The 25,829-nt window shown below is 41.9% G+C and carries 22 protein-coding genes; 16 read left to right on the forward strand and 6 right to left on the reverse strand.

Annotated features, from left to right (window positions below):
• The first annotated feature begins 4 nt into the window (after window positions 1-4).
• Together JZ787_RS08365 and JZ787_RS08370 are read left to right on the forward strand one after the other, a co-directional pair.
• Window positions 5-1,531 carry a fumarate hydratase gene (locus JZ787_RS08365; RefSeq protein ID WP_004692421.1) on the forward strand — a complete coding sequence of 509 codons (1,527 nt, stop codon included), beginning with the start codon at window positions 5-7 and terminating at the stop codon, window positions 1,529-1,531.
• A gap of 104 nt (window positions 1,532-1,635) precedes the next feature.
• Window positions 1,636-2,184: a DUF2059 domain-containing protein gene (locus JZ787_RS08370; protein WP_234950721.1), complete on the forward strand. Its 549-nt coding sequence runs from the start codon at window positions 1,636-1,638 to the stop codon at window positions 2,182-2,184.
• A gap of 5 nt (window positions 2,185-2,189) precedes the next feature.
• Here JZ787_RS08370 and JZ787_RS08375 read toward each other — a convergent pair whose 3' ends face one another.
• From JZ787_RS08375 to tig, 4 genes are all read right to left on the reverse strand, one after another.
• Window positions 2,190-2,906, reverse strand: coding sequence for a DUF2846 domain-containing protein (locus tag JZ787_RS08375; RefSeq protein ID WP_234955285.1), 717 nt, complete (start codon window positions 2,904-2,906; stop codon window positions 2,190-2,192).
• A gap of 158 nt (window positions 2,907-3,064) precedes the next feature.
• Window positions 3,065-4,375 (reverse strand): ATP-dependent protease ATP-binding subunit ClpX, encoded by a 1,311-nt coding sequence (gene clpX / locus JZ787_RS08380; RefSeq protein WP_010325894.1) that lies wholly within the window; start codon window positions 4,373-4,375, stop codon window positions 3,065-3,067.
• Window positions 4,376-4,403: 28 nt separating this feature from the next.
• The gene (gene clpP / locus JZ787_RS08385) at window positions 4,404-5,009 is read right to left on the reverse strand and encodes an ATP-dependent Clp endopeptidase proteolytic subunit ClpP (protein WP_004692427.1); all 606 of its coding nucleotides are present in this window, start codon (window positions 5,007-5,009) and stop codon (window positions 4,404-4,406) included.
• Window positions 5,010-5,201: 192 nt separating this feature from the next.
• On the reverse strand, window positions 5,202-6,533 hold the full coding sequence (tig, locus tag JZ787_RS08390) for a trigger factor (RefSeq protein ID WP_004979052.1): 1,332 nt from the start codon (window positions 6,531-6,533) through the stop codon (window positions 5,202-5,204).
• Window positions 6,534-6,806: 273 nt separating this feature from the next.
• Here tig and JZ787_RS08395 point away from each other — a divergent pair, with 273 nt between their 5' ends.
• The 9 genes from JZ787_RS08395 to rdgB all read left to right on the forward strand — a co-directional run bounded on the left by JZ787_RS08395 (window position 6,807) and on the right by rdgB (window position 18,881).
• Window positions 6,807-9,083, forward strand: a complete 2,277-nt coding sequence (locus tag JZ787_RS08395) for a TonB-dependent receptor (protein WP_234950725.1) — start codon at window positions 6,807-6,809, stop codon at window positions 9,081-9,083.
• Window positions 9,084-9,413: 330 nt separating this feature from the next.
• Window positions 9,414-11,699, forward strand: coding sequence for a TonB-dependent siderophore receptor (locus JZ787_RS08400; RefSeq protein ID WP_346312109.1), 2,286 nt, complete (start codon window positions 9,414-9,416; stop codon window positions 11,697-11,699).
• 116 nt (window positions 11,700-11,815) lie between these two features.
• Window positions 11,816-12,499 (forward strand): Fe2+-dependent dioxygenase, encoded by a 684-nt coding sequence (locus JZ787_RS08405; protein ID WP_346312110.1) that lies wholly within the window; start codon window positions 11,816-11,818, stop codon window positions 12,497-12,499.
• A 49-nt stretch (window positions 12,500-12,548) separates the two neighbouring features.
• Window positions 12,549-13,655: an alpha-hydroxy acid oxidase gene (locus JZ787_RS08410; protein ID WP_346312111.1), complete on the forward strand. Its 1,107-nt coding sequence runs from the start codon at window positions 12,549-12,551 to the stop codon at window positions 13,653-13,655.
• 358 nt (window positions 13,656-14,013) lie between these two features.
• A complete protein-coding gene (gene leuA / locus JZ787_RS08415; protein WP_346312112.1) occupies window positions 14,014-15,711 on the forward strand; it encodes a 2-isopropylmalate synthase in 1,698 nt (565 codons plus the stop codon).
• Window positions 15,712-15,812: 101 nt separating this feature from the next.
• Window positions 15,813-16,970, forward strand: coding sequence for a homoserine O-acetyltransferase (locus tag JZ787_RS08420; RefSeq protein WP_126038232.1), 1,158 nt, complete (start codon window positions 15,813-15,815; stop codon window positions 16,968-16,970).
• Entirely contained in the window at window positions 16,970-17,563 is a 594-nt protein-coding gene (metW, locus tag JZ787_RS08425; protein WP_004979039.1) for a methionine biosynthesis protein MetW, read from the forward strand. Before JZ787_RS08420 ends, metW begins: the two co-directional genes overlap by 1 nt.
• Window positions 17,560-18,150 carry a tetratricopeptide repeat protein gene (locus JZ787_RS08430; protein WP_004692440.1) on the forward strand — a complete coding sequence of 197 codons (591 nt, stop codon included), beginning with the start codon at window positions 17,560-17,562 and terminating at the stop codon, window positions 18,148-18,150. Before metW ends, JZ787_RS08430 begins: the two co-directional genes overlap by 4 nt.
• 104 nt (window positions 18,151-18,254) lie before the next feature.
• Window positions 18,255-18,881 (forward strand): RdgB/HAM1 family non-canonical purine NTP pyrophosphatase, encoded by a 627-nt coding sequence (rdgB, locus tag JZ787_RS08435; RefSeq protein WP_218288718.1) that lies wholly within the window; start codon window positions 18,255-18,257, stop codon window positions 18,879-18,881.
• Window positions 18,882-18,997: 116 nt separating this feature from the next.
• Here rdgB and JZ787_RS08440 read toward each other — a convergent pair whose 3' ends face one another.
• A complete protein-coding gene (locus tag JZ787_RS08440) occupies window positions 18,998-19,882 on the reverse strand; it encodes a permease (RefSeq protein WP_346312113.1) in 885 nt (294 codons plus the stop codon).
• Between the two features lie 159 nt (window positions 19,883-20,041).
• On the opposite strand from JZ787_RS08440, the gene tatA reads away from it, so the two are divergent.
• From tatA to JZ787_RS08460, 4 genes are all read left to right on the forward strand, one after another.
• Window positions 20,042-20,263: a Sec-independent protein translocase subunit TatA gene (tatA, locus tag JZ787_RS08445; protein ID WP_004979030.1), complete on the forward strand. Its 222-nt coding sequence runs from the start codon at window positions 20,042-20,044 to the stop codon at window positions 20,261-20,263.
• 17 nt (window positions 20,264-20,280) lie between these two features.
• Complete coding sequence (tatB, locus tag JZ787_RS08450) at window positions 20,281-20,739, forward strand: Sec-independent protein translocase protein TatB (protein ID WP_010325882.1); 459 nt, start codon at window positions 20,281-20,283, stop codon at window positions 20,737-20,739.
• Entirely contained in the window at window positions 20,736-21,515 is a 780-nt protein-coding gene (gene tatC / locus JZ787_RS08455; protein ID WP_010325881.1) for a twin-arginine translocase subunit TatC, read from the forward strand. Before tatB ends, tatC begins: the two co-directional genes overlap by 4 nt.
• A 174-nt stretch (window positions 21,516-21,689) precedes the next feature.
• The gene (locus tag JZ787_RS08460) at window positions 21,690-24,005 is read left to right on the forward strand and encodes a PhoX family phosphatase (protein ID WP_346312114.1); all 2,316 of its coding nucleotides are present in this window, start codon (window positions 21,690-21,692) and stop codon (window positions 24,003-24,005) included.
• A 40-nt stretch (window positions 24,006-24,045) separates the two neighbouring features.
• On the opposite strand, the gene JZ787_RS08465 is transcribed toward JZ787_RS08460, so the two are convergent.
• Window positions 24,046-24,828 (reverse strand): NRDE family protein, encoded by a 783-nt coding sequence (locus JZ787_RS08465; RefSeq protein WP_346312115.1) that lies wholly within the window; start codon window positions 24,826-24,828, stop codon window positions 24,046-24,048.
• 93 nt (window positions 24,829-24,921) lie between these two features.
• On the opposite strand from JZ787_RS08465, the gene lgt reads away from it, so the two are divergent.
• Window positions 24,922-25,734, forward strand: coding sequence for a prolipoprotein diacylglyceryl transferase (gene lgt, locus JZ787_RS08470; RefSeq protein ID WP_004979021.1), 813 nt, complete (start codon window positions 24,922-24,924; stop codon window positions 25,732-25,734).
• Window positions 25,735-25,829: the final 95 nt, after the last annotated feature.

Genomic DNA, 25,829 nt, shown 5'->3' on the forward strand with positions numbered 1-25,829 from the left:
TTGTATGACCACTATTATCAAGCAAGATGATTTGATCACATCGGTCAAAGACGCGCTTCAGTTCATTTCTTACTATCACCCACAAGACTTCATCCAAGCGATGAGCCGTGCATATGATCGTGAAGAGAACAAAGCTGCGAAGGATGCGATCGCACAAATCTTAATTAACTCGCGTATGTGCGCAGAGGGTCACCGCCCGATCTGTCAAGATACAGGTATCGTCAACGTATTCGTTGAAGTGGGCATGGATGTTAAATTTGATTTAACTATGAGCTTAGACGACGCAATCAACGAAGGCGTACGTCAAGGTTACTTAGAAAACTCAAACGTATTGCGTGCTTCTGTATTGGCTGACCCAGCTTTTGGTCGTAAAAATACCAAAGACAACACCCCTGCTGTGATCTACCACAAACTTGTTCCAGGCAACAAAGTGGATATTACCGTTGCGGCAAAAGGTGGCGGTTCAGAAAACAAATCTAAACTGGCTATGTTAAATCCATCTGATTCAATCGTGGATTGGGTACTAAAAACTGTTCCAACCATGGGTGCAGGCTGGTGTCCACCAGGTATGTTGGGTATCGGTATTGGTGGTACTGCTGAAAAAGCCATGATGCTTGCAAAAGAATCGCTCATGGAAGAAATCAACATGGACGAATTGCTTCGTCGTGGTCCTGAAAATAAAATCGAAGAACTTCGTATGGAAATCTTCGAAAAAGTAAACGCACTGGGTATTGGCGCGCAAGGCCTAGGCGGCTTAACCACAGTTCTAGACATTAAAATTAAAGATTACCCATGTCACGCTGCTGGCAAACCAGTGGGCATGATTCCAAACTGTGCAGCGACTCGTCACGCACACTTCCAACTTGATGGTACAGGTGTTGCACACATTCAAGCACCTAAACTTGAAGACTATCCATCAGTTACTTGGGATTCATCAACCTCTAAGCGTGTTGACCTCGACACCATTACCCAAGAAGAAATGAACGCTTGGCAACCAGGCGACACCTTACTTCTAAACGGTACAATTTATACGGGTCGTGATGCTGCACACAAACGCATGGTCGACATGTTAAACAATGGTGAAGAGCTTCCTGTCGACTTAAAAGGTAAATTCATTTACTACGTGGGCCCTGTGGATCCAGTCGGTGATGAAGTGGTTGGTCCTGCTGGCCCAACAACAGCAACACGTATGGACAAGTTCACACGCCAAGTGCTTGAAGCAACAGGTATGTTCGGCATGATCGGTAAAGCTGACCGTGGCCCTGCAGCGGTTGAAGCAATTAAAGACAACAAAGCGACTTACTTGATGGCAGTAGGCGGCGCAGCTTACCTTGTGTCTAAAGCGATTCGTGAAGCTGAAGTGGTTGCTTTTGCTGACTTAGGTATGGAAGCGATTTACAAATTTGTAGTGAAAGACATGCCTGTATCGGTAGCAGTTGATGTGAATGGCACATCTATTCACGCAACAGCACCAAAAATCTGGCAAGCGAAAATTGGTAAAATTCCAGTAGTTGATGCTGCAGCGGGCTAAAACTTAAGTTTTACTTTTTTGGATACCCTTAACATGCTAAGGTCATGTTAAGGGTATTTTTTTTACCTACTTTTATAGACTTAATCAAAAGATATAGACCAACAATGAAAAAATTAAATCACATCCTTTGCGGTATTACCTTATGTGTCCTTACCACAGCGTCTTTTGCCAAACCAGCGACCGAAGCATCGGTAGAAAAGGCGCTCAAACTAGGTGATATTAAAGGCACTTTAGCGCAGTCTCAGCAAGAAATGCGCCCCGTCTATGACCAGCAAGCCGAAGAAATTATTAAGAATATTTTTAAAACATCAACACTCAATACTGAACAGCAAAAAGCAGCCAAACAAATCGCTGAAATCACAGCATCATTTAGCAGTAAATTGATTTCTGATCCAAAATTTATGCAAATGCTTAAAAATGTCTATATGCAGACCTTTACCGAAGAGGAAGTGTTGGCCAACATTCAGTTTCTTGAAACCCCTCTAGGCCAGTCTATCAATAAAAAAAGCAGCAAAATGATGAGTGAAATCATGCGTAATAGCATCGCCATGTCTGCTGAAATGATGCAAGATCCGGCTATTCAGCTAGAAATGAATCGTCAAATTGAAAAGACCCTGACACCATTATTTGAACAAGCAAAAAAAGTACAATAGCTTACTTACCAGGTTAAAGGATTCCACAGCTTAAAGGGCTTCATCAGCTGAACATCTTCACTTGGGTCATATTTGGCAGGTTTAAGTTTTTGCGCTTTCTTTCGTAACTCACCCGTGTGTTGATCTTCCGCGACAAAGTTGTAACTGTTCGACTTTAACTGGGTAAATGCAATTTCTTGAATCGCAATTTTTTCAGGGATAACCGCCAAAGGCCCCGAAACATCACGGCGTGTGGACAAGTTCTCTTCATCGTACTTGATGAAATAAGACTGCCCTGCTTCTACGCTAAAATCGATATATTTCGGCTTTTGAAAATGGTTAATACCCAAAGGCCGACTACTCGATAAACGATAAGTCCCTGCGGGTAATTCGATCCAATAGTAATGATTGTTCAGCAGGCTTGGAATGCGCTCTTTATTGATAAATAAACTCGATGCCACAATTTCTTGTCGATTCCATTTTGAGTCTGGACGATACAGATAAACCATCGCGGCTTGTTCATGCTGGGGTTGGACACGCTGAAAACGCTGTCCTAATTTTTGGTTGACCCATCCACCTACGCTAAACACTCCAATGCGATACTGCTCGACCATACCTGGATCGTGTTCAAAATCAATCTCATGGCTGAGCGTTGATGTTAATTCAGGTTGTTCAACTGTCGCTTTTCCATGACAACCCAATAAAATGAAACTGCTTAAAAGCGTAATCGTCATTGCACGCATGACTATTCCTCACGACGTATTTTTATTTTGATACTGAATTTTTAGTTTTAATCTAGGCATCCCAGCCTATTGATGCAGAGTAGCATTCCCTCTTTTTTTTGAATATAAAAAAACGTGTGAAAACACTCGATTTTCACACGTTTCAGATGAATAACAACTTAAGCGGACTTTGAATTAATCACTTTTAAATCAACTTTAGCTGCATCTTTCTGTTCGATTCTTGGTAAACGCTCTGGCTTAAATAATGGTGCAGCCGTGCCGTTAATCACGTCTTCATTCACCACAACCGTACCAACATCGGTACGACTTGGTAAATCGTACATGGTTTCAAGCAGCGTATTTTCCAAAATAGAACGTAAGCCACGTGCACCCGTGTTACGATCCAAAGCTTTTTTCGCCACAGCGCGTAGTGCTGAGTCTTCAAAAACCAGATCAACATTTTCCATATCAAACAAATGTTGATATTGACGGGTCAATGCATTCTTCGGTTCAGTCAGAATTTGCATCAAAGCTTCTTCGTCTAACTCTTCCAAGGTCGCAATTACAGGTAAACGACCAATAAACTCTGGAATCAGACCAAATTTCACCAAATCTGTCGCTTCAACTTGACGGAACAAATCAGACAATTTCTTGCCTTCATCTTTCTTCTTCACTTCAGCAGTGAAGCCAATTCCACCTTTTTCTTGGCGCTGTTGTACGATTTTCTCAAGACCCGAGAATGCCCCACCACAGATGAACAAGATATTTGAAGTATCAATTTGAATGAATTCTTGCTGCGGATGCTTACGACCACCTTGAGGTGGAATAGAGGCAACCGTGCCTTCGATCATTTTCAGTAACGCTTGTTGTACACCTTCACCCGACACATCACGCGTGATCGATGGGTTTTCAGACTTACGGGTAATCTTGTCGATTTCATCGATATAGATAATACCTTTTTGCGCTTTTTCTACATCGTAGTCTGCTTTTTGTAGAAGCTTTTGTACAATGTTTTCAACATCTTCACCGACATAACCGGCTTCAGTAAGTGTCGTTGCATCAGCCATAGCGAATGGAACATCAAGAAGACGCGCCATGGTTTGCGCAAGCAAGGTTTTACCCGAACCTGTTGGCCCTACTAATAAGATATTACTTTTCGCAATTTCAACAGCATCATCGTGTTTATGCCCACCATGTGTCGCTTTAAGACGTTTATAGTGGTTATAGACAGCAACTGACAAGGTTTTCTTTGCCACATCTTGACCAATGACATATTGATCTAGTGCCGCACGAATCTCGTGAGGTTTAGGCAAGGGTTTTGCAGCCCAGTCACCCGACTCAACTTGTTGACTGGTTTGCACCAAGTCTAAGCATACGTCCACACATTCATTACAGATGTACGCGTCCTCGCCTGCAATCAGTTTCCCAACTTCAGACTGCGTTTTACCGCAAAATGAACAATGCTTTTGTCCTTGAGGATGTTCGGACATATTCACTCCAATTCTAAACTTTTAAAACTTATGGACGTTTAGATAACACTTCGTCCACGAGACCATATTCTTTTGCAGCTTGCGCTGTCATAAAGTTATCACGGTCAGTATCACGTGCCACAGTTTCATAGTCTTGACCACTGTGCTCTGCCATTAAACGGTTTAAACGTTCTTTAATGAACAGAATTTCACGTGCATGAATTTCAATATCAGATGCCTGACCACGGAAACCGCCTAACGGTTGGTGGATCATGACACGTGCATTTTCAAGGCAATAACGTTTACCTTTCGCACCTGCATTCAACAAGAAAGCACCCATTGATGCTGCTTGACCCATACAATAGGTCACAACATCTGGTTTAATAAATTGCATGGTATCGTAAATAGCCATACCCGCAGTCACCGAACCACCTGGTGAGTTAATGTAAAGGTGAATATCTTTATCTGGATTTTCCGCTTCTAAAAACAACATTTGCGCGACAATCAAATTCGCCATGTTATCTTCAACTTCACCAGTCATAAAAATGACGCGTTCACGCAAAAGACGTGAATAAATGTCAAATGAACGTTCACCGCGAGATGACTGTTCTACAACCATTGGAACTAAGGCATTATCGATAGTTGGAATATACATACGTTTACTTATTCCTAAATTTTTTGTTACTCAACTCATAGTCACAATATGAGGGATAATTGCTGAAAATGCAAAATATTCCCAAGTAAATAACAGATATTTTTTGCATAAGCTTTGTGAACGCAAGGCCTTTTACAAACCCAGATCACAATAAAAAAGGCGCTCAAAGCGCCTTTTTTACTTTAGCTAAACTTAGCCTTGTTGACGAGCTTGTTGCTCTTTCAATAAGTCTTCGTAGCTTACAGCAGTATCCGTTACTTTAGCAGACGCTAAGATGTGATCAACCACTTGGTCTTCTAACACAACAGCTTCGATTTGCGAACGTTGTTGTTTGTCATTTTTGAAGTATTCGATCACTTCAGCTGGATCTTCATAAGAAGAAGCCATGTCTTCGATGTAAGCATCAACACGTGCTTGATCTACTTCGATTTTAGCATCAGCTAAAACTTTGCTTACCAGTACGCCTAATTTTACAGATTTTTCAGCTTGTTCTTTGAACAATTCATCTGGAAGCATGCTTGAGTCAAATGCTTTCGCACCTTGAGCACCAAACTGCTGAGTGAACTGTTGGATCATTTGTTGACGTTGACGGTCAACTTCTTGAGCAACCATAGATGCAGGAAGTTCAACTTCGTTTGCAGCTACAAGTGCATCAAAAGCTGCACCTTTCACTTGATTACGCAAACCATTTTTCACTTCACGTTCCATGTTTTTACGAACGTCAGCTTTTAACTTCTCAATGCCTTCTTCTTCAGTTAGACCGAAGATTTTAAGGAATTCAGCATCAACTTCTGGAAGTTTTTGTTTTTCAACAAGCTTCACAGTGATTTTGAATTGAGCTGATTTACCAGCAAGGTTTTCAGCTTGGTAATCTTCAGGGAAAGTTACATCGATAACTTTCTCTTCGCCTTTCTTCATACCAACGATGCCGTCTTCGAAGCCAGGGATCATACGACCTGAACCTAAAACAAGTTTAAAGTCTTCTGCAGAACCACCTTCAAACTTTTCACCGTCTACTGAACCTTCAAAGTCGAAAGTTACTTGCATGTCTTTTTTAGCCATGCCTTTCGTTTCAGCCCAAGAAGCACGTTGCTTCTGAAGGTTTTCGATCATTTGATCAACATCTTTGTCGTTTACTTCAGATGCTTTACGTTCAACTTCTAAACCATCAAATTTCACGTTAACTTCTGGATAAACTTCAACAGTCGCTTCGTATACAAGCGCGTCGTCTTTTAATTCAGATTTTTCAATGTTTGGCATGCCAACAGCATTGATTTTTTCTTGTTGGATCGCTTCAAATACTGTGTCACGAATAATGTCGCTTACGACTTCTTGGTAGATACCCGCACCATATTCACGACGAACAACATTTACTGGCACTTTACCTGGACGGAAGCCGTTGATCTTCACAGTTTTAGCAGTGCGTTTTAAGCGAGCTTCGAACTGCTCGTTAACACGGCTCGTCGGTACAGATACATTTAAACGACGGGTAACACCCGAAACCGCTTCAGAAGTTACTTGCATGGCTTCCTCAATCTTTTGGTAAGAACAATTTTAAAAAGTGCCACATTATATGACAACATTGAACGATATACAAAACACCCGATTGAAACCACATATTTTTTTCTTCATTTATCGTTTTTTATTTTGAATATTTTTAAATCACTACTGATTAAGCGCAAAGTATTATATTTTTTATGGCTTTTTGTTGCAAATGATAAATATTACCATTAATATTTGCGTCAACTTTGATCGTTTTTTTCAATTTTTTTCTCGTCCATCATTGGAACTCTAGTTATGAGTAAGTTTAATCTACACCCTCTTTCATTGGCATTGCTTGGGGCAATCACCACTCCTGTTTTCGCAGAAACAACAACTGAAGATTCATCTACCCATCAGCTTTCCACTATTGTGGTTTCAGCTGCGGGTTTTGAACAAGATATTAAAAATGCACCTGCATCTATTACTGTATTAAATCAAGAAGATCTCAAATCCAAACGCGTAAACTCATTAGCAGATGCTTTACGTGGTGTAGAAGGTGTAGATGTTAGCCCTACTGCTGGTAAGACAGGAACACTCAATATTCGTATGCGTGGTATGCCACCTGAATACACTTTAATTTTAATCGATGGTAAGCGCCAAAATAGTGTAGGAAACATTACACCGAATGGTTTTAGCGAATCTAATAATAATTTTATTCCACCAATTTCAGCTATTGAGCGAATTGAAGTCATTCGCGGCCCAATGTCAACTTTATATGGTTCAGATGCTATGGGCGGCGTTATCAATATCATTACTAAAAAAGTGTCTAATGAGTGGACTGGCTCTCTAAACTTAAACGGCACTGTCCTACCAAATAGCTCAGAGTTTGGTAACCAATACGCTGCCGAAATATTTACATCAGGCCCACTGGTAAAAGATTTGGTTGGCTTACAAATCCGCGCACGGAAAGCTGAACGCCAACAATCATATATTAAAGTCCCAGCTGCAAATAGCGAGATCAATACGTTAGCTCAAGGAAATAGTCCGACAAAATCAGATATTGAAACATTTGGTGGCCGCTTAACTTTTACACCACATCCTGATCATAGTTTTGCACTTGACGTTGAAAACACTCAACAATGGTTTGATAACAGTCGTGGACAACTTGGTACATACCTAGATAATAATGGTAAGCCACTAGCGCCCAATAGCACTCAAGGCTATGGACCTAGTCAAGAATATGAACGCACCAAAGCCTATATCTCTCATGAATGGCAAACAAATTTTGGTCGTTTAGAAAGCAGTATTTCTCATGTAGAAACAGAAACTGTTGGACGGCTTTTACCCGCGGGCATGTTAACGACACCAGAAAACCAAAAATTCGTTAATCGTGAATTAAAAAGTGAAGATATCTATTTTGATACTAAATTCACCACGCAAAACATTGAAAATCACAACATTACCATTGGTGGTCAATGGTGGGATGCCAGCCAAAAAGATGGTATTCGTCGTGCCAACCCTGAACTAACTTTTGAGCAATATGGTCTATTTATTGAAGACACGTGGTCTATTTTACCAAACTTAAATTTAACATTAGGTGGCCGTTTCGATGATCACAGTGCTTTTGGTGATTTCTTTACCCCACGTGCATATTTAGTTTGGAATATGAATGATCAGTGGACTGCTAAGGGCGGTTATGCTGAAGGATATAAAGTTCCTCGCTTAGAACAACTTACCCAAGGTTTATCTAACATTGCTGGACAAGGACGCACACCAGTTTTAGGTAATCTTAATTTGCAGCCTGAAACGAGTGAAAGTACAGAGTTAGGTATTTATTTTGATAACCAACAAGGCTTTAATGCGAACCTAACATTATTCCAAAATAAGACCAAAGATAAAATTACAACATCGGGTGCAAACTACGCACTTACTTTTATTCGACAAAGTGATGTAGATACACTGACCAAAAATGGTACCTATGTACCTGGTGTCAGCTATGATGGTCGTCCGATCGAGTTTGACTGTACAGGTAATGAAGCAGCCTGTGATGCCAAGTTAAAAGAATGGGGCGTAGACTGGACAACTGCAAAAAATCGTAACTTAACACTTGCACGCCCTTATAACGCAGAAGAAGCTGAGTCACATGGTATTGAAGTTGGTGCCTCATACCAAATTAATAACCAATGGCAAGTTTCTGGCAATTATACATGGACAGAAGGTGAACTAACTGATGCGACAGGTCGTACCATTGATGATGCAGATAATGCTGAACACATGGCTAACCTCTTAGTTAATTACCAACCTGCTGATAATGCATCCCTTTGGTTACGTGGTGAATATCGCAGTAGTCAAATCCGAGAAGATGGTAACGTTAAAAACACTTTAGGTGACTATAAAGGCTATACACAATGGCATCTTGGAACCAACTATATAGTGAATGACAATATCGAAGTTGGTGTCGCACTTTATAATATTTTTGATGTCAATTTTGTTGATTATCAATATGTTTCCACTGAAGATGCTTATTATAACCGCTATACAAACACCCAAGAAGGACGACGCGTTCAGCTAAGTACCACCTTTAAGTTCTAATCTACATGCAGAACCCTGCTCCGGCAGGGTTTTCTTCGTACATAGCTAATATAGATCCAACATAATTTATACATATTCACTTGAGAAACACCTTCAAACTTAGCTTAAAAATAATGGATTCTAAATTCCAATAACATTATAAAAATGTAATCTAATTTTCCAATTTAAATAAAAATCATAAACTTACGTTTAATTCATTATATTATTACATTTATTTTTTCTAAACAAATAGATATAAGCATCGACAATTTCAATGTAATAGTTATGCTACAAAAAATAAGAATCATTATTATTCGCATACTAATTTACAACGCTAGAACTAGATTCGTTATGGCCTTCATCAAAACACGTAAAAAGCTGGTTTCTTCAGCAATCGCTTCAACACTCTCTGTGGTTGCAGTCAATGCTGTTGCGCAAGATCAAATCGCGCAATTAGAAACAATTCACACGGAAGCGGCAGCAGAACAAAGTTTGAAAGTAGACAAATCTGCAAACAGCAAGTTCGTTGCTCCCCTACTCGACACACCAAAGTCAGTATCTGTTATTTCTAAACAGTTGATTGAAGACACTCAAGTTACAACTTTAAGCGATGCTTTACGCACAGTACCTGGGATCACACTTGGTGCAGGTGAAGGTGGTAACCCAAATGGTGACCGTCCATTTATTCGTGGTTATAACTCTGAAAGTTCAATGTACGTAGACGGTGTACGTAACTCTACCTCTCAAAACCGTGAAATGTTTGCGATTGAGCAAGTTGAAATTACCAAAGGTTCTGCATCAGCTATGGGCGGTGCAGGTACAACTGGTGGTAGCATCAACATGATTTCTAAAGTTGCAAAAAAAGGTGACTTTTTAGAAGGTTCTGTGGGGGCAGGAACGGATGATTACCAACGTATTACTTTAGACGGTAACAAAGATTTTGGTAATGGTATTGCTGCTCGTGTTGCCGTAATGGGTCACCACAACGACAAAGCGGGTCAAGAAGATGGTACTGAATATGCACGTGCAGGTATTGCGCCAAGTATTACTTTTGGTCTAGACAGCGACACGCGTGCAACTTTAAGCTACTACTACCTCAAAACTGATGATACCCCTGATTCAGGCATTCCATATAACAACCCTTTTGCAGCCACAAATGCAAAAGCAGGTCTAAATGGTAATGGTAAGCCTATTGATGTTGAACAAGGCATGTATTACGGCTGGAAAGATCGTGATTTCCAAAAACAGGAAAACCAATCAGGAACGATCAAACTTGAACATGATCTGACTGATAATTTAACCCTTAGCAATACCGCTGTTTATAACAAGTCTAAAAATGACTACCTTTGGACAAATCCAGATGATTCAAAAGGTAACTTTTATAGTGCTACAGGGGCTTTAACAGGAAATGTTTGGGCGCGTGCAAACTCACGTGTAGCTGACACTGAGACCTTTACAGACCAATTGGCTTTAACAGGTAAATTTAATACAGGTCGCTTAAAGCACAGCTTTAACTTAGGTGCTGAGTATTCAGACCAAGAAACTGATCGTACCCAATATATTATTGATGGTTTGACCTCGACAGGTGCTGCGAATAGCTCATGTAATGCAGCTGCTATTGCTTCAGGCTGGTGTACTTCTGTACAAAATCCGAATCGTGGTCCATGGACAGGCAGCATCAGTACCGAAGGCGCTGACCGTTATAACATTGAAAATGAAAATACCTCTGTTTACTTCCTAGACAGTATTGAATTTAGCCCGCAATGGATTTTAGATTTAGGTCTTCGTTGGGATGATTATTCTGCTAAGCAGACCATGACATATGGCGCGCGTAATAGTGCGGTATTAGGAAGTAGTACGACTCCTCCAACAGCAAAAGCTGGTGATAAAGTAGCGATTAAAAACGACTCTGATTTTATCAACTACCAAGTCGGCTTAGTCTACAAACCAGTCGAAAATGGCTCGATCTATGCAAGTTATGCAACCTCATCAAATCCAGTGGGTGTCGATGGTGGTGATGGTTCAGAAGGTATTACAGCAGCTATTCAGAACTTAAAACCTGAAGAAGTCCGCACTATGGAACTGGGAACTAAATGGGATGTCTTGAATGACAAACTTAATTTAACCGCAGCCATTTTCCGTACTGAAAAAACCAATACTCGTGCAACAGCTGATGACGGTACAACCAAAAATATTGGTGAAACACGTGTCGATGGTTTTGAATTAGGTGTAAACGGTAATATCACTGAAAAATGGGCATTATCTGCTGGATATACTTATTTAGACAGCGAATTAGTTGATGATGGCACTGGTTTAAATGACGGCAAGCAAGTTCAAAACGTTGCTAAAAACTCTGCAACACTTTGGACCACTTATCAAGTCATGCCACAGTTGACTTTAGGTGCTGGCGCAATTGCGATGGACAAAGTCTATGGCAATGCCGCAAATACCAAATGGGTACCAGGCTACGTTCGCTACGATGCTATGGCGCGTTACAACGTAAACAAAAATGTTGACCTTCAGTTAAATGTCAACAACTTGGCTGATACACGTTATTTCACTAAAGCTTACGCATCTCACTATGCAACTGAAGCTGAAGGTCGTAGCGCAGTACTGTCTCTAAACTTCAAATACTAAGTTTATAACTAAAATCTCTCTTCATCCTGAGATTTGATAAAAATAGCCTCTCATTGAGGCTATTTTTATATATGCTTAAAGACTAAATAGATCTTTCATTTTCAGCAGGTCGTGTTGTGATCCATCATATTCCCAATGTATTAAGCAAAGAACAGGTACAATACTTTCGCCGTGAAATGGCAAATGTCGAGTGGATTGATGGTAAAAAAACCACAGGATCACTCTCAAAAAATGTAAAACAAAATCAACAGCTCCCTGTAGATCACCCTCTCACGCAACACTTAGGCAATATCATCTTAGAAGCACTTGGACAACATCCACTCTTTATGTCCGCAGCCCTACCTTTAGATATTTTGCCACCTTATTTTAACCGCTACGAACAGGGCGAAACTTTTGGCTTCCATGTAGACAATGCCATTCGCTGGGTAGCTGGAAGCAAAGATCGGATTCGTACCGATGTATCCTGCACAATTTTCCTAAGCGAACCTGACGAATATGAAGGTGGCGATTTGGTGGTAGAAGACACCTATGGTTATCATGAAGTAAAACTACCCGCGGGTGATATCATTTTATATCCATCTACTAGCGTGCATGAGGTAACACCAGTGACCTCAGGCTGCCGTGTCGCTTCGTTCTTTTGGGTTCAAAGTATGATTCGAGATGATGCTGACCGCCATATCTTATTTAATCTTGATCAAACCATTCAGAACCTACGTGTACAACTCGGTGATCAACATGAGGAAGTGGTCAAGCTAACCAGTCTGTATCATAACCTGATGCGCAAATGGGCTGAACTGTAAAACAATAATCCCAGCCCAACGTCAACTACTGTAGCAACTGGACCGTTCCATGACATCAAAAACTGTTTTGCCACCACTCACCCAAATCCCACCTTATCTGCAAACGATTGCAGACTATGAAATTGAGGCAGAAAAGCATCTGCCAGAGATGGTTTGGCACTATTTGCAAGGTGGTGCTATGGATGAAGTCAGTGTTCGGAACAACCTCGCTCAGTTCCAAAACCTGCACTTGATACCACGCATGTTAAGAGATCTCACTCAAGGCAATACGAGCTGTGAAATCTTAGGACAAACCTTTCCACATCCTATTTTTGTGGCACCGATTGGTCATCAACAACAGTTTCATCCTGAAGCAGAAGCAGCAACCGCACTGGCAGCTGAAGTACTCGGTAGCAATATGATTTTGAGTACTTTTACCAACACAGACATGCGAACATTTAAACCTGAAAATCCCTACAAATGGTTTCAACTGTACTGGCAAGGTGACCGCGATAAGTCTTTAGCTTTGCTTAAGCTCGCTGAGGCACAAAACTTCACCGCCATTGTAATCACTGTGGACTCGCCACATACAGGTATCCGTGACCGAGAGCGTCGTGCCTTCTTTCACCTCCCTGAAAACATGCAGCATCCGCACACTCCTGCCCATATTCCACTGCCTGAACTGCAAGAAGGCGATCATGCCGTGTTTAACGGACTGATGAAAATTGCTCCGACATGGGATGACATCGCATGGATGGTTCAACAGACTGATTTACCCATCCTGTTGAAAGGCGTCGTCAGTCCACTCGATGCACAACTGGCCATTCAACATGGCATACAAGGCTTAATTGTGTCTAACCACGGCGGCCGTGTTTTAGATACCTGTATTCCGCCACTCAAAGCATTGCAACTCATAAAAGAAACTGTGCCGCATGACTTCCCTCTTTTATATGATGGGGGTGTGCGTCGTGGCTCAGATGTGTTTAAGGCTATTGCCTTGGGAGCTTCCGCGGTTTTAGTTGGACGACCATGTATTTATGGTCTTGCCACTGCAGGTGCCTTAGGCGTTGCCCATGTGCTTAAAATCTTAAAAGAAGAGTTTGAGATCACCATGGCGTTGATGGGCACTGCAACACTTGCAGATATACAGCCAGATATGGTCATAGAGTTCTCATAACCGCTTCAACAAAGCGAATGAAATGAATCAAATTCGTAAAATGAAGAAAAAGATTAAACATATCTCAAAAATACACGGAAATATTTCCCCTATATATCAAATTAAAGGGAAATATTTTTTCAGATACGACTAAAAGCCATAAAAAAAGAAAAATCTTTTCGGCCAAACTGGATTAAACTCTTAAATATAACGTTACAAGGTTACTCAAGGTAAATCTAAGTCGTATCAAATATTTACGTTTACAAACACCCTGAAGACTCCCTTGTAAATAGAGACCATAGACACAATCTATATTCAGTAGTAGGTTGCTTTTTATTACCCACTCAAATGCAACCCGTACTATGTAAGGAGTTACCTCATGATGTTGGCTGATCCAAGTAAAAAATATCGTCGCATGTATCAACGTGTTGACTTGCCAGACCGTCAATGGCCAAACAACGAAATTACAAAAGCGCCTATTTGGATGAGTACTGACCTGCGTGATGGTAACCAAGCAATTTTTGAACCGATGGACATGGAACAAAAGTTTAAAATGTTCCAAATGTTGGTGAAAATTGGATTCAAGAATATTGAAATCGGTTTCCCTTCAGCATCTCAAATTGACTTTGACTTTACCCGTAAATTGATCGAAGAAAATCACATTCCAGATGATGTATATATCGAAGTTTTAGTTCAAGCACGTGATCATTTGATCCAGCGTACTTTTGAGTCTTTAGCGGGCGCAAAACGTGCCATCGTACATATTTATAATTCAAATGCTCCAACTTTCCGCCAAAAAGTCTTAAATGTCGATGTTGCAGGTGCGAAGCAATTAGCAGTCAATGCAGCCAGCAAAGTGAAAGAATATGCAGCGCAATACCCTGAAACGGAGTGGGTGTTCCAGTACAGCCCAGAGTGTTTCTCTGCAACCGAATTAGACGTTGCAAAAGACGTGTGTGATGCAGTTACCGAAATTTGGGAAGCATCACCAAGCAATAAAGTGATTTTAAACTTACCGGCTACGGTTGAAGTTTCAACCCCAAACGTTTATGCAGACCAAGTTGAATGGATGCACCGCAACATCGCCCGTCGTGATGGCGTGATTATCTCTGTACACTGTCACAACGACCGTGGCTGTGGGATTGCTGCATCAGAATTAGCCATTATGGCCGGTGCAGATCGTGTCGAAGGTTGTGTGTTTGGTAATGGCGAACGTACAGGTAACGTCGATGTCGCTGCGATTGCTTTGAATATGTACTCTCAAGGTGTTGCACCAAACTTAGATTTTTCAAATATCAATGAAATCATTGCAACGGTAGAAGAATGCACTGGCTTGCCTGTTCACCCTCGCCACCCTTATGCAGGCGACTTAGTCTTCACCGCATTTTCTGGTTCGCATCAAGATGCCATTAAAAAAGGTTTCGAGTTCCAAAAGAACGAAGAAATTTGGGATATGCCATACTTACCCATCGACCCGAAAGACTTGGGCCGCGACTATGATGCTGTGATTCGCGTCAACTCACAGTCAGGTAAAGGTGGTATTGCTTACTTGTTAGAAGCAAATTACAACGTAGTATTGCCACGTCGTATCCAAATTGAATTCTCTCAAACCGTACAAAAACGTACCGATGAAGAAGGCACTGAAATTACCGCACAAGAAATTTGGAAATTATTCAAAGAAACTTATGTGGACACCAAAGATACGCATTACTCGACTAAAAACTACCGTTTGTATGACAACAACGGCAAACAAGTGGTTGAGCTTGAAGTTGAAGTGAATGGTGAAACTCAGCAATTACGTGGCGAAGGCAATGGTCCAATCTCTGCGATGTTGGATGCTTTACAGTTACCAATTGATGTCTTGAGCTACGAAGAGCGCGGTATTAGCTCTGGGGCAAATGCAAAAGCCTTGGCTTTGGTTGAGTTACAAGTCAAAGGAACAGGTAAATCAGCCTTCGGTGCGGGTATTCACGACAACATTGTGACCTCATCGATTGAAGCTATTATTGCGTGTACCAACCGCTTAATTGATCAAGGTGTGTTAAGCACAGATCAAGTGATTGCTGCTGCGGTATAAGTATTAGCAATAATAATTAGCACTAAAATGACTTTAGAAGGATACCCTCAAGTGGTATCCTTTTGTTTATTAACCCCAAAGATTTAAGGCGAATTATTCCTGTGTCTTTTCCTGCTGACTCCGTGGGTATCGTTAGTCCACAAAAGTTTACTTTTGAAGAGCCCTTAGAGCTCGAATGCGGTCGTATTCTCCCTCGTTATGAACTGATGGTTGAAACCTATGGTGAGCTCAATGCAGATAAATCCAATGCGATTTTAATTTGCCATGCACTATCGGGTCATCATCATGCTGCGGGTTATCATCATGCTGACGATAAAAAACCGGGTTGGTGGGATGCCTGTATTGGCCCAGGCAAAGCGATTGATACTTCAAAGTTTTTCGTGGTTGCACTGAACAATATTGGGGGCTGTAGCGGTTCAACAGGGCCAACTTCGCCAAACCCTGAAAATGATAACCGTCCTTATGGTCCTGACTTTCCTTTAGTCACCGTCCGTGACTGGGTTAAAACCCAAGCTATTTTATCCGATCATCTGGGTATTCAAGTCTGGAGTGCGGTGATTGGTGGTTCGCTGGGTGGTATGCAAGCCTTGCAATGGTCGGTTGATTATCCTGACCGTTTGCAAAAATGCGTGATTATTGCCAGTGCGCCGAAACTGTCTGCTCAGAATATTGCCTTTAACGAAGTCGCACGTCAGTCAATTTTGTCTGATCCAGACTTCCATGATGGTCGCTATCTTGAAAATGACAGCTATCCAAAACGTGGCCTAATTTTGGCACGTATGGTCGGTCATATTACCTACCTGTCTGAAGAAGCCATGAAACAAAAATTTGGCCGCGACTTAAAGTCAGGCAAATTTATGTACGGCTTCGATGTCGAATTCCAAGTCGAAAGCTATTTGCGTTATCAAGGTGAGCAATTTAGCCGTAACTTTGATGCCAACACCTACCTGATTATGACCAAAGCTTTGGATTATTTTGATCCTTCGCGTGAGTATGAGCAGTCTTTAGTTAAAGCCATGTCACAGACCAAATGTCAGTTCCTTGTGGTGTCCTTTACCACCGACTGGCGTTTTACCCCGCAACGTTCACAAGAAATTGTGGATGCGCTGATCACCAACCACAAACCAGTGAGCTATTTAGATATCGACGCTGAACAAGGCCATGACTCATTCCTGTTCCCTATTCCGTTGTATGTAAAAGCATTACGTGCATTTCTGGGTGGTTCTGAACACCTTCAAGCAACTCAGGAGGCTGTGTAATGCGTATTGATCATCAACTGGCAGAAAAATGGATCAAACCTGATTCTAGCGTACTCGATTTAGGTTGTGGTGACGGTGAATTACTGGCTCATATGAGTAAAAAGCACAATATTCGCGCATATGGACTGGAAATTGATCAAGAAAAGATTGCAATTGCGGTCGGTCGCGGGTTAAATATTATCCAACAAGACTTAAACTTGGGTTTAAGCCGCTTTGCAGACCAGTCTTTTGACTATGTCGTTATGGCACAAGCCTTGCAAGCGGTAGATGCACCAGATGTTTTATTACGTGATATGGTGCGTGTAGGGAAACAGGCGATCATTACATTTCCAAACTTTGCCCATTGGAAGACTCGTTCTTTCTTGGCTCTTAAAGGAATGATGCCCGTTTCTGAAGCTTTGCCGTACATGTGGTATAACACACCCAATATCCACTTATGTACTTTCCGTGATTTTGAAGCACTTTGTGCGGAAAATAACATCAGAATTATTAATCGACTCGCTGTAAATGGGGATCAACAAGATAGTTTACTCAGTAAACGTCTCCCGAATTTGTTTGGTGAAGTCGCAATTTATCGAGTGAGCGCTCTATGAAAAAACTATTCTTAAGCACGACACTACTGGTTGGACTTTTGAGCATTCAAGCTCATGCAGATTATGTTTCCCCAACCACGTCTGTTGCGAGTCAAGCTGCACAATATTCTGTTATGGATATCAATAGCTTAATTAAAGCAGCAAAAGCGGGTCAGCCTGCTGCGCAGTTCTATCTTGCAACCAAGTATCAACAAGGTAAAGATATCTCTGCAGATGAACGACAGGCCTTTGCTTGGTACAAAGCAGCTGCAGATCAAGGTCTTTCGGCAGCTCAGCTAAATGTTGGCCGTATGCTTGCAGATGGCCTAGGCACCAAAAAAGATGAATCTTTAGCACGTCAATACTTTGAAAAAGCAGCCAGCCGTGGTGATAACCGCGCAAGCTTTAACTTGGCGATGATGGAAGAGCAAAAGAAAAACTACATGGGTGCTTATCAATGGTATGAGCTTTCAACCCGTGATGGCATGCTCGATAATAAAGTGATTACGCTTTCTGAAGGCAAGAAAACAGCGTTGGCGGCAAACTTAACCCAAGATCAAATTCGTCAAGCACGTGACCGTGCAGACAAGTGGATTCAAGCTCAATAAGCTTTTATTTCCAAACTCAGCACCTTCGGGTGCTTTTTTATTGCCTATCCATGAGTCGGACTTGTTAAAATAACCGCATAATTTTTAAAGCACGGATCTTTCACATGGCATCAACTGATTGGTTATCTCAAGGTACCTTAGTCCTCGCAAGCAATAACAAAGGCAAAATTTCGGAATTTGAAAAATTATTTGCAGAGCTCAACTTACCTGTTGAAGTGATTGCTCAAGGTAAATTGAATATTGAAGATGCCATTGAAGATGGTTTGAGCTTTGTCGAAAATGCGATTATTAAAGCACGCCATGCTTCTAAAATTTCAGGAAAACCAGCCATTGCAGATGACTCTGGCATTTGCATCCCTATTTTAGATGGTGCACCGGGGATTTACTCTGCACGTTATGCAGGCGAACACGGCGATGATGCTGCCAATAATCAAAAATTATTAGCTGAACTCAAGCCACTGCGTAAAGACGGTCAAGCGATTGAAGGCATGTTTGTATGCGTTTTAGCATTAGTGCAACATGCCGATGATCCTCTTCCACAAATTTTCCAAGGCATTTGGAAAGGTGAAGTACTAGAGGCTGCTCGTGGGGAAAATGGTTTTGGTTATGATCCACTGTTCTTGTTACCCGAGTTAGGGCTTTCAAGTGCAGAAATGAGTAAAGAAGAAAAAAATAAAATCAGCCATCGTGGTCAGGCGATGCAACTGTTTAAAGCCAGTTTAGAACAATAAAAACTAAGCTGTATAATGTTGCCCCTTCTCCCCTCGGGGAGGACGGTGGCGAAAGATTCTCTATATCTCCCTATCACCGTTGCGCAGCACTTGCATTTCCAGCTAAAAGTGAGTGCTTAGATCACAGCAAATACATGCAGCAATAAACCATAAATACTCACCACGGCACAGCTGATGATCGTACCTGAAGCAATGTATTTTGCCGATGTGCCTGTACCTTGATAATGCGTTTCCAAAGCCACAATATTGGCTGCTGGCGGTAAACAAAATAATAAGAACATGACCCCAATATATTGTTCAATATTAGGAATAGCAAGATAACGATAACTCAGCCCACACAGCACCACGCCACATACCAATTTTAACAAAGCTGTCCGACTACTTTGCCACAAGTCCGCTTTTTCAACTTTGGTGTGCCTCAACCACATGCCCAATACACACATGCCAGAGAAACTCATACCAAATTTGGCTGCACTATAAACCACATCAATCAGATCATGCTGTGACCAATGTTGCACCCCAACGGAACGAAAAATAACGGCCAGCATCAAAGCAATCATGGGTGGAGCACAGAGCACTTTTTTTAAAATAAACGAAAAAGCTAACGGTGTTTGGCTCACAGCCGTCACCGCCCAGAGATTGCCAAAAATAGAACCACCGATATATAAAGCCACCATTGCTGGACTAATTTCTGTGCCAAACAACGCTATCGCAAAAGGAAAGCCTAGCCATGCCATATTGACATAACTAAAGCATAGGGCGCTTAATTTATTCTTTGAAAAGTATAAGAAAAAGTAAAATAAGAGCACTGCCACGACAAAACTGAATAACATCAAACTAAAGCTACCAGCCTGATAAAACACCATGTTGTAGACAATAACAATCGGAATAAAACAACGCGCTAATAGACTTGAAAATCCTGTTTTCAACCGTGTTGCCAATGGGGTAGATGCAAGGAATAAACCACTAAGAAAGGCCAACAGAGGGAGCAGCAACGTCACTTCAATATCCTTGAAATTTCACCTAATCATCATAACACTGCTTTTCCTCAAAATCTGTGCGGAGCGATCGTTTTGTCTTGAAATTGAAATATCATCGTCACCGCAATGTCACACAAGCCTGTTGATATAGGGAAAACGAAAAATGATGAGGATCTACCCATGGCGGGACTATCAATTTGGCACGTACTAATTTTTGCAATTGTGGTTATTCTTCTTTTTGGTACAGCCAAACTTAAGAACTTAGGCAAAGATGTCGGTGGTGCCGTGAAAGACTTTAAAAAATCAATCCGTGATGAGGACGCTGAAGCAGCTCAACTCAATGAACCACGCACCTTAGAACATCAAAATAGCAACACAAGCAACTCAACCGTCAAACATTAAGTCATTGGAGTTTTGCGATGCTCAATATCGGCATGACAGAGCTTTTGGTGTTTGGCATTATCGCACTATTGGTTCTTGGACCAGAGAAATTACCTGAAGCGGCGCGCTTTGCAGGCAAGTGGTATGGCAAAGTCAAACGCATGGTCAGTAATGTACAAAATGACATTGACCGTGAGCTACGGATGTCTGAATTACGTGAGCAAATGCAAAATGAAATGAAGCGAATTCAGGAGCTTGAACAAAAAATGCAAGCTCAGATGCAACACATACAACAACAAAATATTTTGGCAAATGAAAAGCACCAAGAAACTGCCATACTCGATAATAAAAATATCTCCCATACTTATCAGTATGTAGATCAAAAAGCGCCTATCTTACTGACACTTCAGCCTATGAAACAAAAGTCATCTGTAGATTCGGCACCTTATTTAGGCTGTGTTCAAAATCGCTTTGAACCGATGCGGGAGGCCGTATGAAATCTAGCAACTTAAGCCCTGTAGTGACTCAAGACTCAGAGCAACTGCTGCTTGAAGAAATGCCGATTACTAAGCACTTGATCATCTTAAGAGGTCATTTATTTAAAATCGTCGGTTTAATTCTCATTTTGTTTTTTTGTTTATTGCCTTTTGCCAATCATAGCTACCAAATGCTATCTGAACCCTTACGAGCACAACTTCCAGTTAGCTCATCTATGATTGCAACGGATGTTACTGCCACCTTTATGGCGCCATTTAAACTAAACTTTTTTGTGGCTCTCATGCTGGCCATGCCTTTTATCATTTATCAGCTTTGGGCTTTTGTAAAACCTGCGCTATACGAAAAAGAAAAATCACTCGCAACACCTCTTTTGATTGGTAGTATTGCTTTGTTTTATGCAGGTGTAGCTTTTGCTTATTTCATTGCGCTGCCATCCATTTTGCACTTTTTTATCAGTGTTTCTCCTGACACTGTGGCCCCAATGACAGACATCAACAGCTATCTCAGCTTCTGTCTAAAACTGTTTTTGGTTTTTGGCTTAACATTTGAAATTCCTATTGTTACCTTGATACTCATCTTGATTGGGGTGGTGAGCACACAACAATTGGTTGAAAAACGAAAATTCATTATTGTCGGCTGTTTTTTTGTTGCAATGTTTGTGACCCCACCTGATGCTCTTTCGATGATTATGCTCGCGATACCGATGTGGCTTTTATTTGAGATTGGTCTCTTTTTTGGAAAACTGATTGAAAAAAAGCGCGCGGCTGAAGCTTAAACTCCCCCCGAGTTTAAACAATGAGCAGGCAAAAATGCCTGCTTTTTTTATGGCTAGATGTACTACTGATCATTTCATGTTTTTGACATATAAGCTTCACCACCTTGTCATATTGCATCTTTACCTTGTGTGTAACTTTCTAAAAACGACCAAGCAAAAACGCTAGGAATAAACATGACCTATCAAACGCCTTACCATGAAGACCAAGAACTGGATAATAATGACTCAAGCAACGTCCATTTTCGAGACATTCTAGAAAAACGGATCTCACGTCGTAACTTAATTAAAAAAACGGCTAGTGGGGCTGCTGCATTGGCTTTAGCTTCAAGCTTAACCGCGTGTGGAGACGATGATGACAATTCAAACTCATCAGGTGGTAACACCACACCAACCGACCCCAATACGCGACCAGAAAAGCTTACCTTTAGCCCTGTTGAAAAAAACTTAGATGATTGGGTGACGGTTCCTGAAGGCTATACTGCCTCTGTACTTTATGCAATGGGCGACTCGATTCATCCTGCATTTGGGGCATGGGAAGACAACAATGTACCTTCAGGCCCAAGCTTTCAGTTCCGTTCAGGTGACTGCCATGATGGGATGAGCTTTTTTGGATTAGATACTGCAAAGGGTCAATTTGACGCTACCGCATCTGAACAAGGCTTGTTGGTGATGAATCATGAATATATCAACCAAACCTTCTTACACCCACAAGGCCCCACCAAACCGAATGGCCGTCGCCCTGAGGATGAAGTGATTCGCGAAGTCAACGCACATGGGGTTTCTGTCGTTCATATCAAGAAAGACAACGCCAATCAGAAAGTTGAAATTATACAAAACTCGTTATTTAACCGCCGCATCACAGCATCCACGGTGATGGACTTTAACGGCCCTGTTGCCAACACTACTTTACTTGCGACCCAATACTCACCTGTCGGGACGAAAACGCGTGGTACGCATAATAACTGTGGCAATGGCTACACCCCATGGGGCACTTATTTAACCACTGAAGAGAACTTTATTGGATACTTTAAACGCGCTGGTGCAGATGAATATGCAGGCCGCTCAGAGAAAGAAAAAATCGCATTAAAACGTTATGGCTTGGGCTTAAGTATTGATTATCTTTATGAGAAAAATGCAGATGGCACCCCGAAGAAGAATGAAAAAGGACAAATTATTTACCTCCTTGATCCAGCAGGAAATAAAATCCCAAATAAAGATGAGCAAAATCGTACCGTTTATTTGGATACGAACTCACGTTATGCTTGGGAAACCGCAATTGGCGAAGCTGAGTCGCAAGATCTATATGACCGTTGGGATGCAACTATTAAAGGAGCAACTGCTACACAAGACTTCCGTAATGGGCCAAACACCTTTGGTTGGATTGTAGAAATTGACCCGTTTAACGCAGGTCAAAACCCTGTAAAACGTACTGCACTAGGACGTTTCGCACATGAAGACTGTCGTGCAAGCCGTGCAATTGAAGGCCAACCGTTTGCCTTCTACATGGGGGATGACTCTCGTGGCGAATACATTTATAAATTTGTCTCGGATGCAACTTGGGACCCGAAAGACATTAACACAGGTTACCGAGCAGGTGACAAATACATGAACAATGGCAAGTTCTATGTGGCTCAATTTAATGATGACGGTACAGGACAATGGGTCGAATTGGCTTATGGACAAAATGGCCTAAATGAACAAAACAGCATTTACCCATTTAGCTCTCAAGCAGAAGTCCTGACCTTTGCACGCTTAGCAGGTGACACGGTTAAAGCAACCAAGATGGACCGTCCAGAATGGGTCGCAGTTAACCCAGAAAATGGGGAAGTTTATGTTACGCTGACCAACAACTCAAACCGTGGTACAGCATATACAACCGATGCAGCGAATCCACGTAACTATAGCGACCCAGAAGGCGGTAAAGGCAATGTCAACGGTCATATCATTCGCTTCAAAGAAGAAAACTCAGCGGCAGAGACCTTTGAATGGGATATTTACTTATTTGGTGCTGAAGCTGCGATGGCGGAAAACATTAACCTCTCAGGTTTAAATGATAACAACGACCTGTCATCACCAGATGGGATGTGGTTTGATCCACGGGGCGTGCTGTGGATTCAAACCGATGATGGCGCATATACCGACACAACTAACTGTATGATGCTTGCAGCCCTACCAGGTCAAGTTGGTGATGGCGGTGCTGCAACTGCTCCAAATGAACAAGCAACTATTGTGGGTGCAAAAGTTACAGATGAAAACTTACGTCGTTTCCTCACAGGCCCTGCTGAATGTGAAATCACGGGGGTAACCATGACGCCTGACCACAAAGCCATTTTCATTAATGTGCAACATCCGGGTGAAGACTCTAAGAGCTACGATGCACCAACCAGCCACTGGCCTGCAAGCCAAACCGATCGTACGAACCAAACTGCGCGTCCACGTTCGGCAACCGTGGTCATTACACGTAATGATGGCGGTTTGATCGCAGGTTAAGCAAAAACACAGCAAATGCCGACCTCATGTCGGCATTTTTTTATAGTTTAAAGAATACCGTCTGTTCCGTGATTTTTCCTTTACACTCACCCTGCTGCTGCTTTTCCAGCCAAGACCATTGTTCATGGGTCATGCGCAGGAAGTTAGAACAGCGTGTCCCATAAATAGGGCTTTGAATAAAGGTCGAAGACAATAACTCTTCCATATCCTGACTAATGCCAGTTTGCGGCAACAGGTCTGGAATAATCTTGCGCTCATCCTCCAAAATATCCCAAGCTGTCGCCTCTAACTCGCGTTGTAAGATGTGGGACTGTTGCAACATCGGTAAGAACTCTTGGGTAAAGCGCTTACGTAAATGTTTGGTTTTTTCCCAATGTTCAGTCATCAAACCATTCGACACCACATACACGCCTTTCGGAAGAACCTGTGGTGCTTCACCTCGATTGCTCATGTAGACCGCCTGATGCCGATCCCCCATAAAAAGATTAAAGCCCGCATAGTCGCATTGTTTTTTCTCTAAAGCTTGTGCAAAACGAATCGGGGTTTGTTCAGACTCCAAAAAGGATTGAATCAAATGTCCACGAGACGTTGGATAGCTGGTTTGATCCTTTCCATCGCGAAAGTTAGTTAAAACTGCCCAACGTCCTGTTGGCGTTATCCCCATCCATGTGCCGCCAGACTGCAAATCTTGCCCTGCAATAATCGGGCTATTTTCCCATTGCTTTAAATGGCTCGAAGGGCGCTGATAGAACTCATCTCGATTTGAAATCAAACACAATGGCATCTCATCCAAGACCTGCCATGCTATTGCCACAATACACATAAACGATACTCATCATCTTTACACATTGAATGTACAACATTTTTCATCTCTTTCAGCTAAAATCTGTTCAAAACATAATGACTAGGAATATGCATGCTGACCTATCCAAATATTGACCCCGTTGCAATAGCACTTGGCCCTTTACAAGTCCATTGGTACGGACTGATGTATTTATTGGCCTTTTTGTTTGCTTGGGGACTTGCAAGCTACCGCGCGAAAGAACGTGGTTGGACACCTGATATGGTCTCCGATTTGATCTTTTATGGCGCTCTAGGTGTGGTTATTGGTGGTCGTGTCGGTTACGTCTTCTTTTATGGCTTTGAGCAATTCCTTGCCAACCCAATTTGGCTGTTCCAAGTCTGGACAGGCGGCATGAGTTTCCACGGCGGCTTCTTGGGTGTAATGCTTGCCATGCTGTTCTGGTGTAAGAAATACAAAATGACTTGGTTCCAAACCCTCGACTTTATTGCGCCATGTGTCCCTACAGGGCTCATGTTTGGTCGTATTGGTAACTTCATTGGCGGAGAGCTTTACGGTCGCCCTGTTGCAGATCCAAACTTTGCACTGGGTATGATTTTCCCAACTGACCCGCTACAGCTAATTCGCCATCCCTCTCAGCTCTATCAGGCCTTTTTTGAAGGGTTATTGTTATTCATCGTACTGTGGTGGTTCAGTTCAAAGCCACGCCCACGCATGGCGGTTTCAGCATTATTCCTAATTGGCTATGGTATGGCCCGCTTCATCGTAGAGTTCTTCCGTGAGCCTGACAACGGACAGTTGTTTATCGCATGGATGAGTAAAGGCCAATTCCTCAGTTTGCCAATGATTTTGGTCGGCGCGTGGATGATGTGGTATGCCTATCAAAAGAAAATCTATGATTGGGGGCCACAAAAGAATAATGGCTAATCCGATGAGCGGATAAAATATTGGGGGCTTCATTGCCTCCTTTTTTAGGACCAAATTATGCTAAAGTGACATATGTTTGGTTTTTAAATACTTCA

The organism is Acinetobacter sp. BWR-L5 (assembly GCF_039655985.1).
In the GTDB taxonomy this organism is placed as follows: Bacteria; Pseudomonadota; Gammaproteobacteria; order Pseudomonadales; family Moraxellaceae; genus Acinetobacter; species Acinetobacter johnsonii.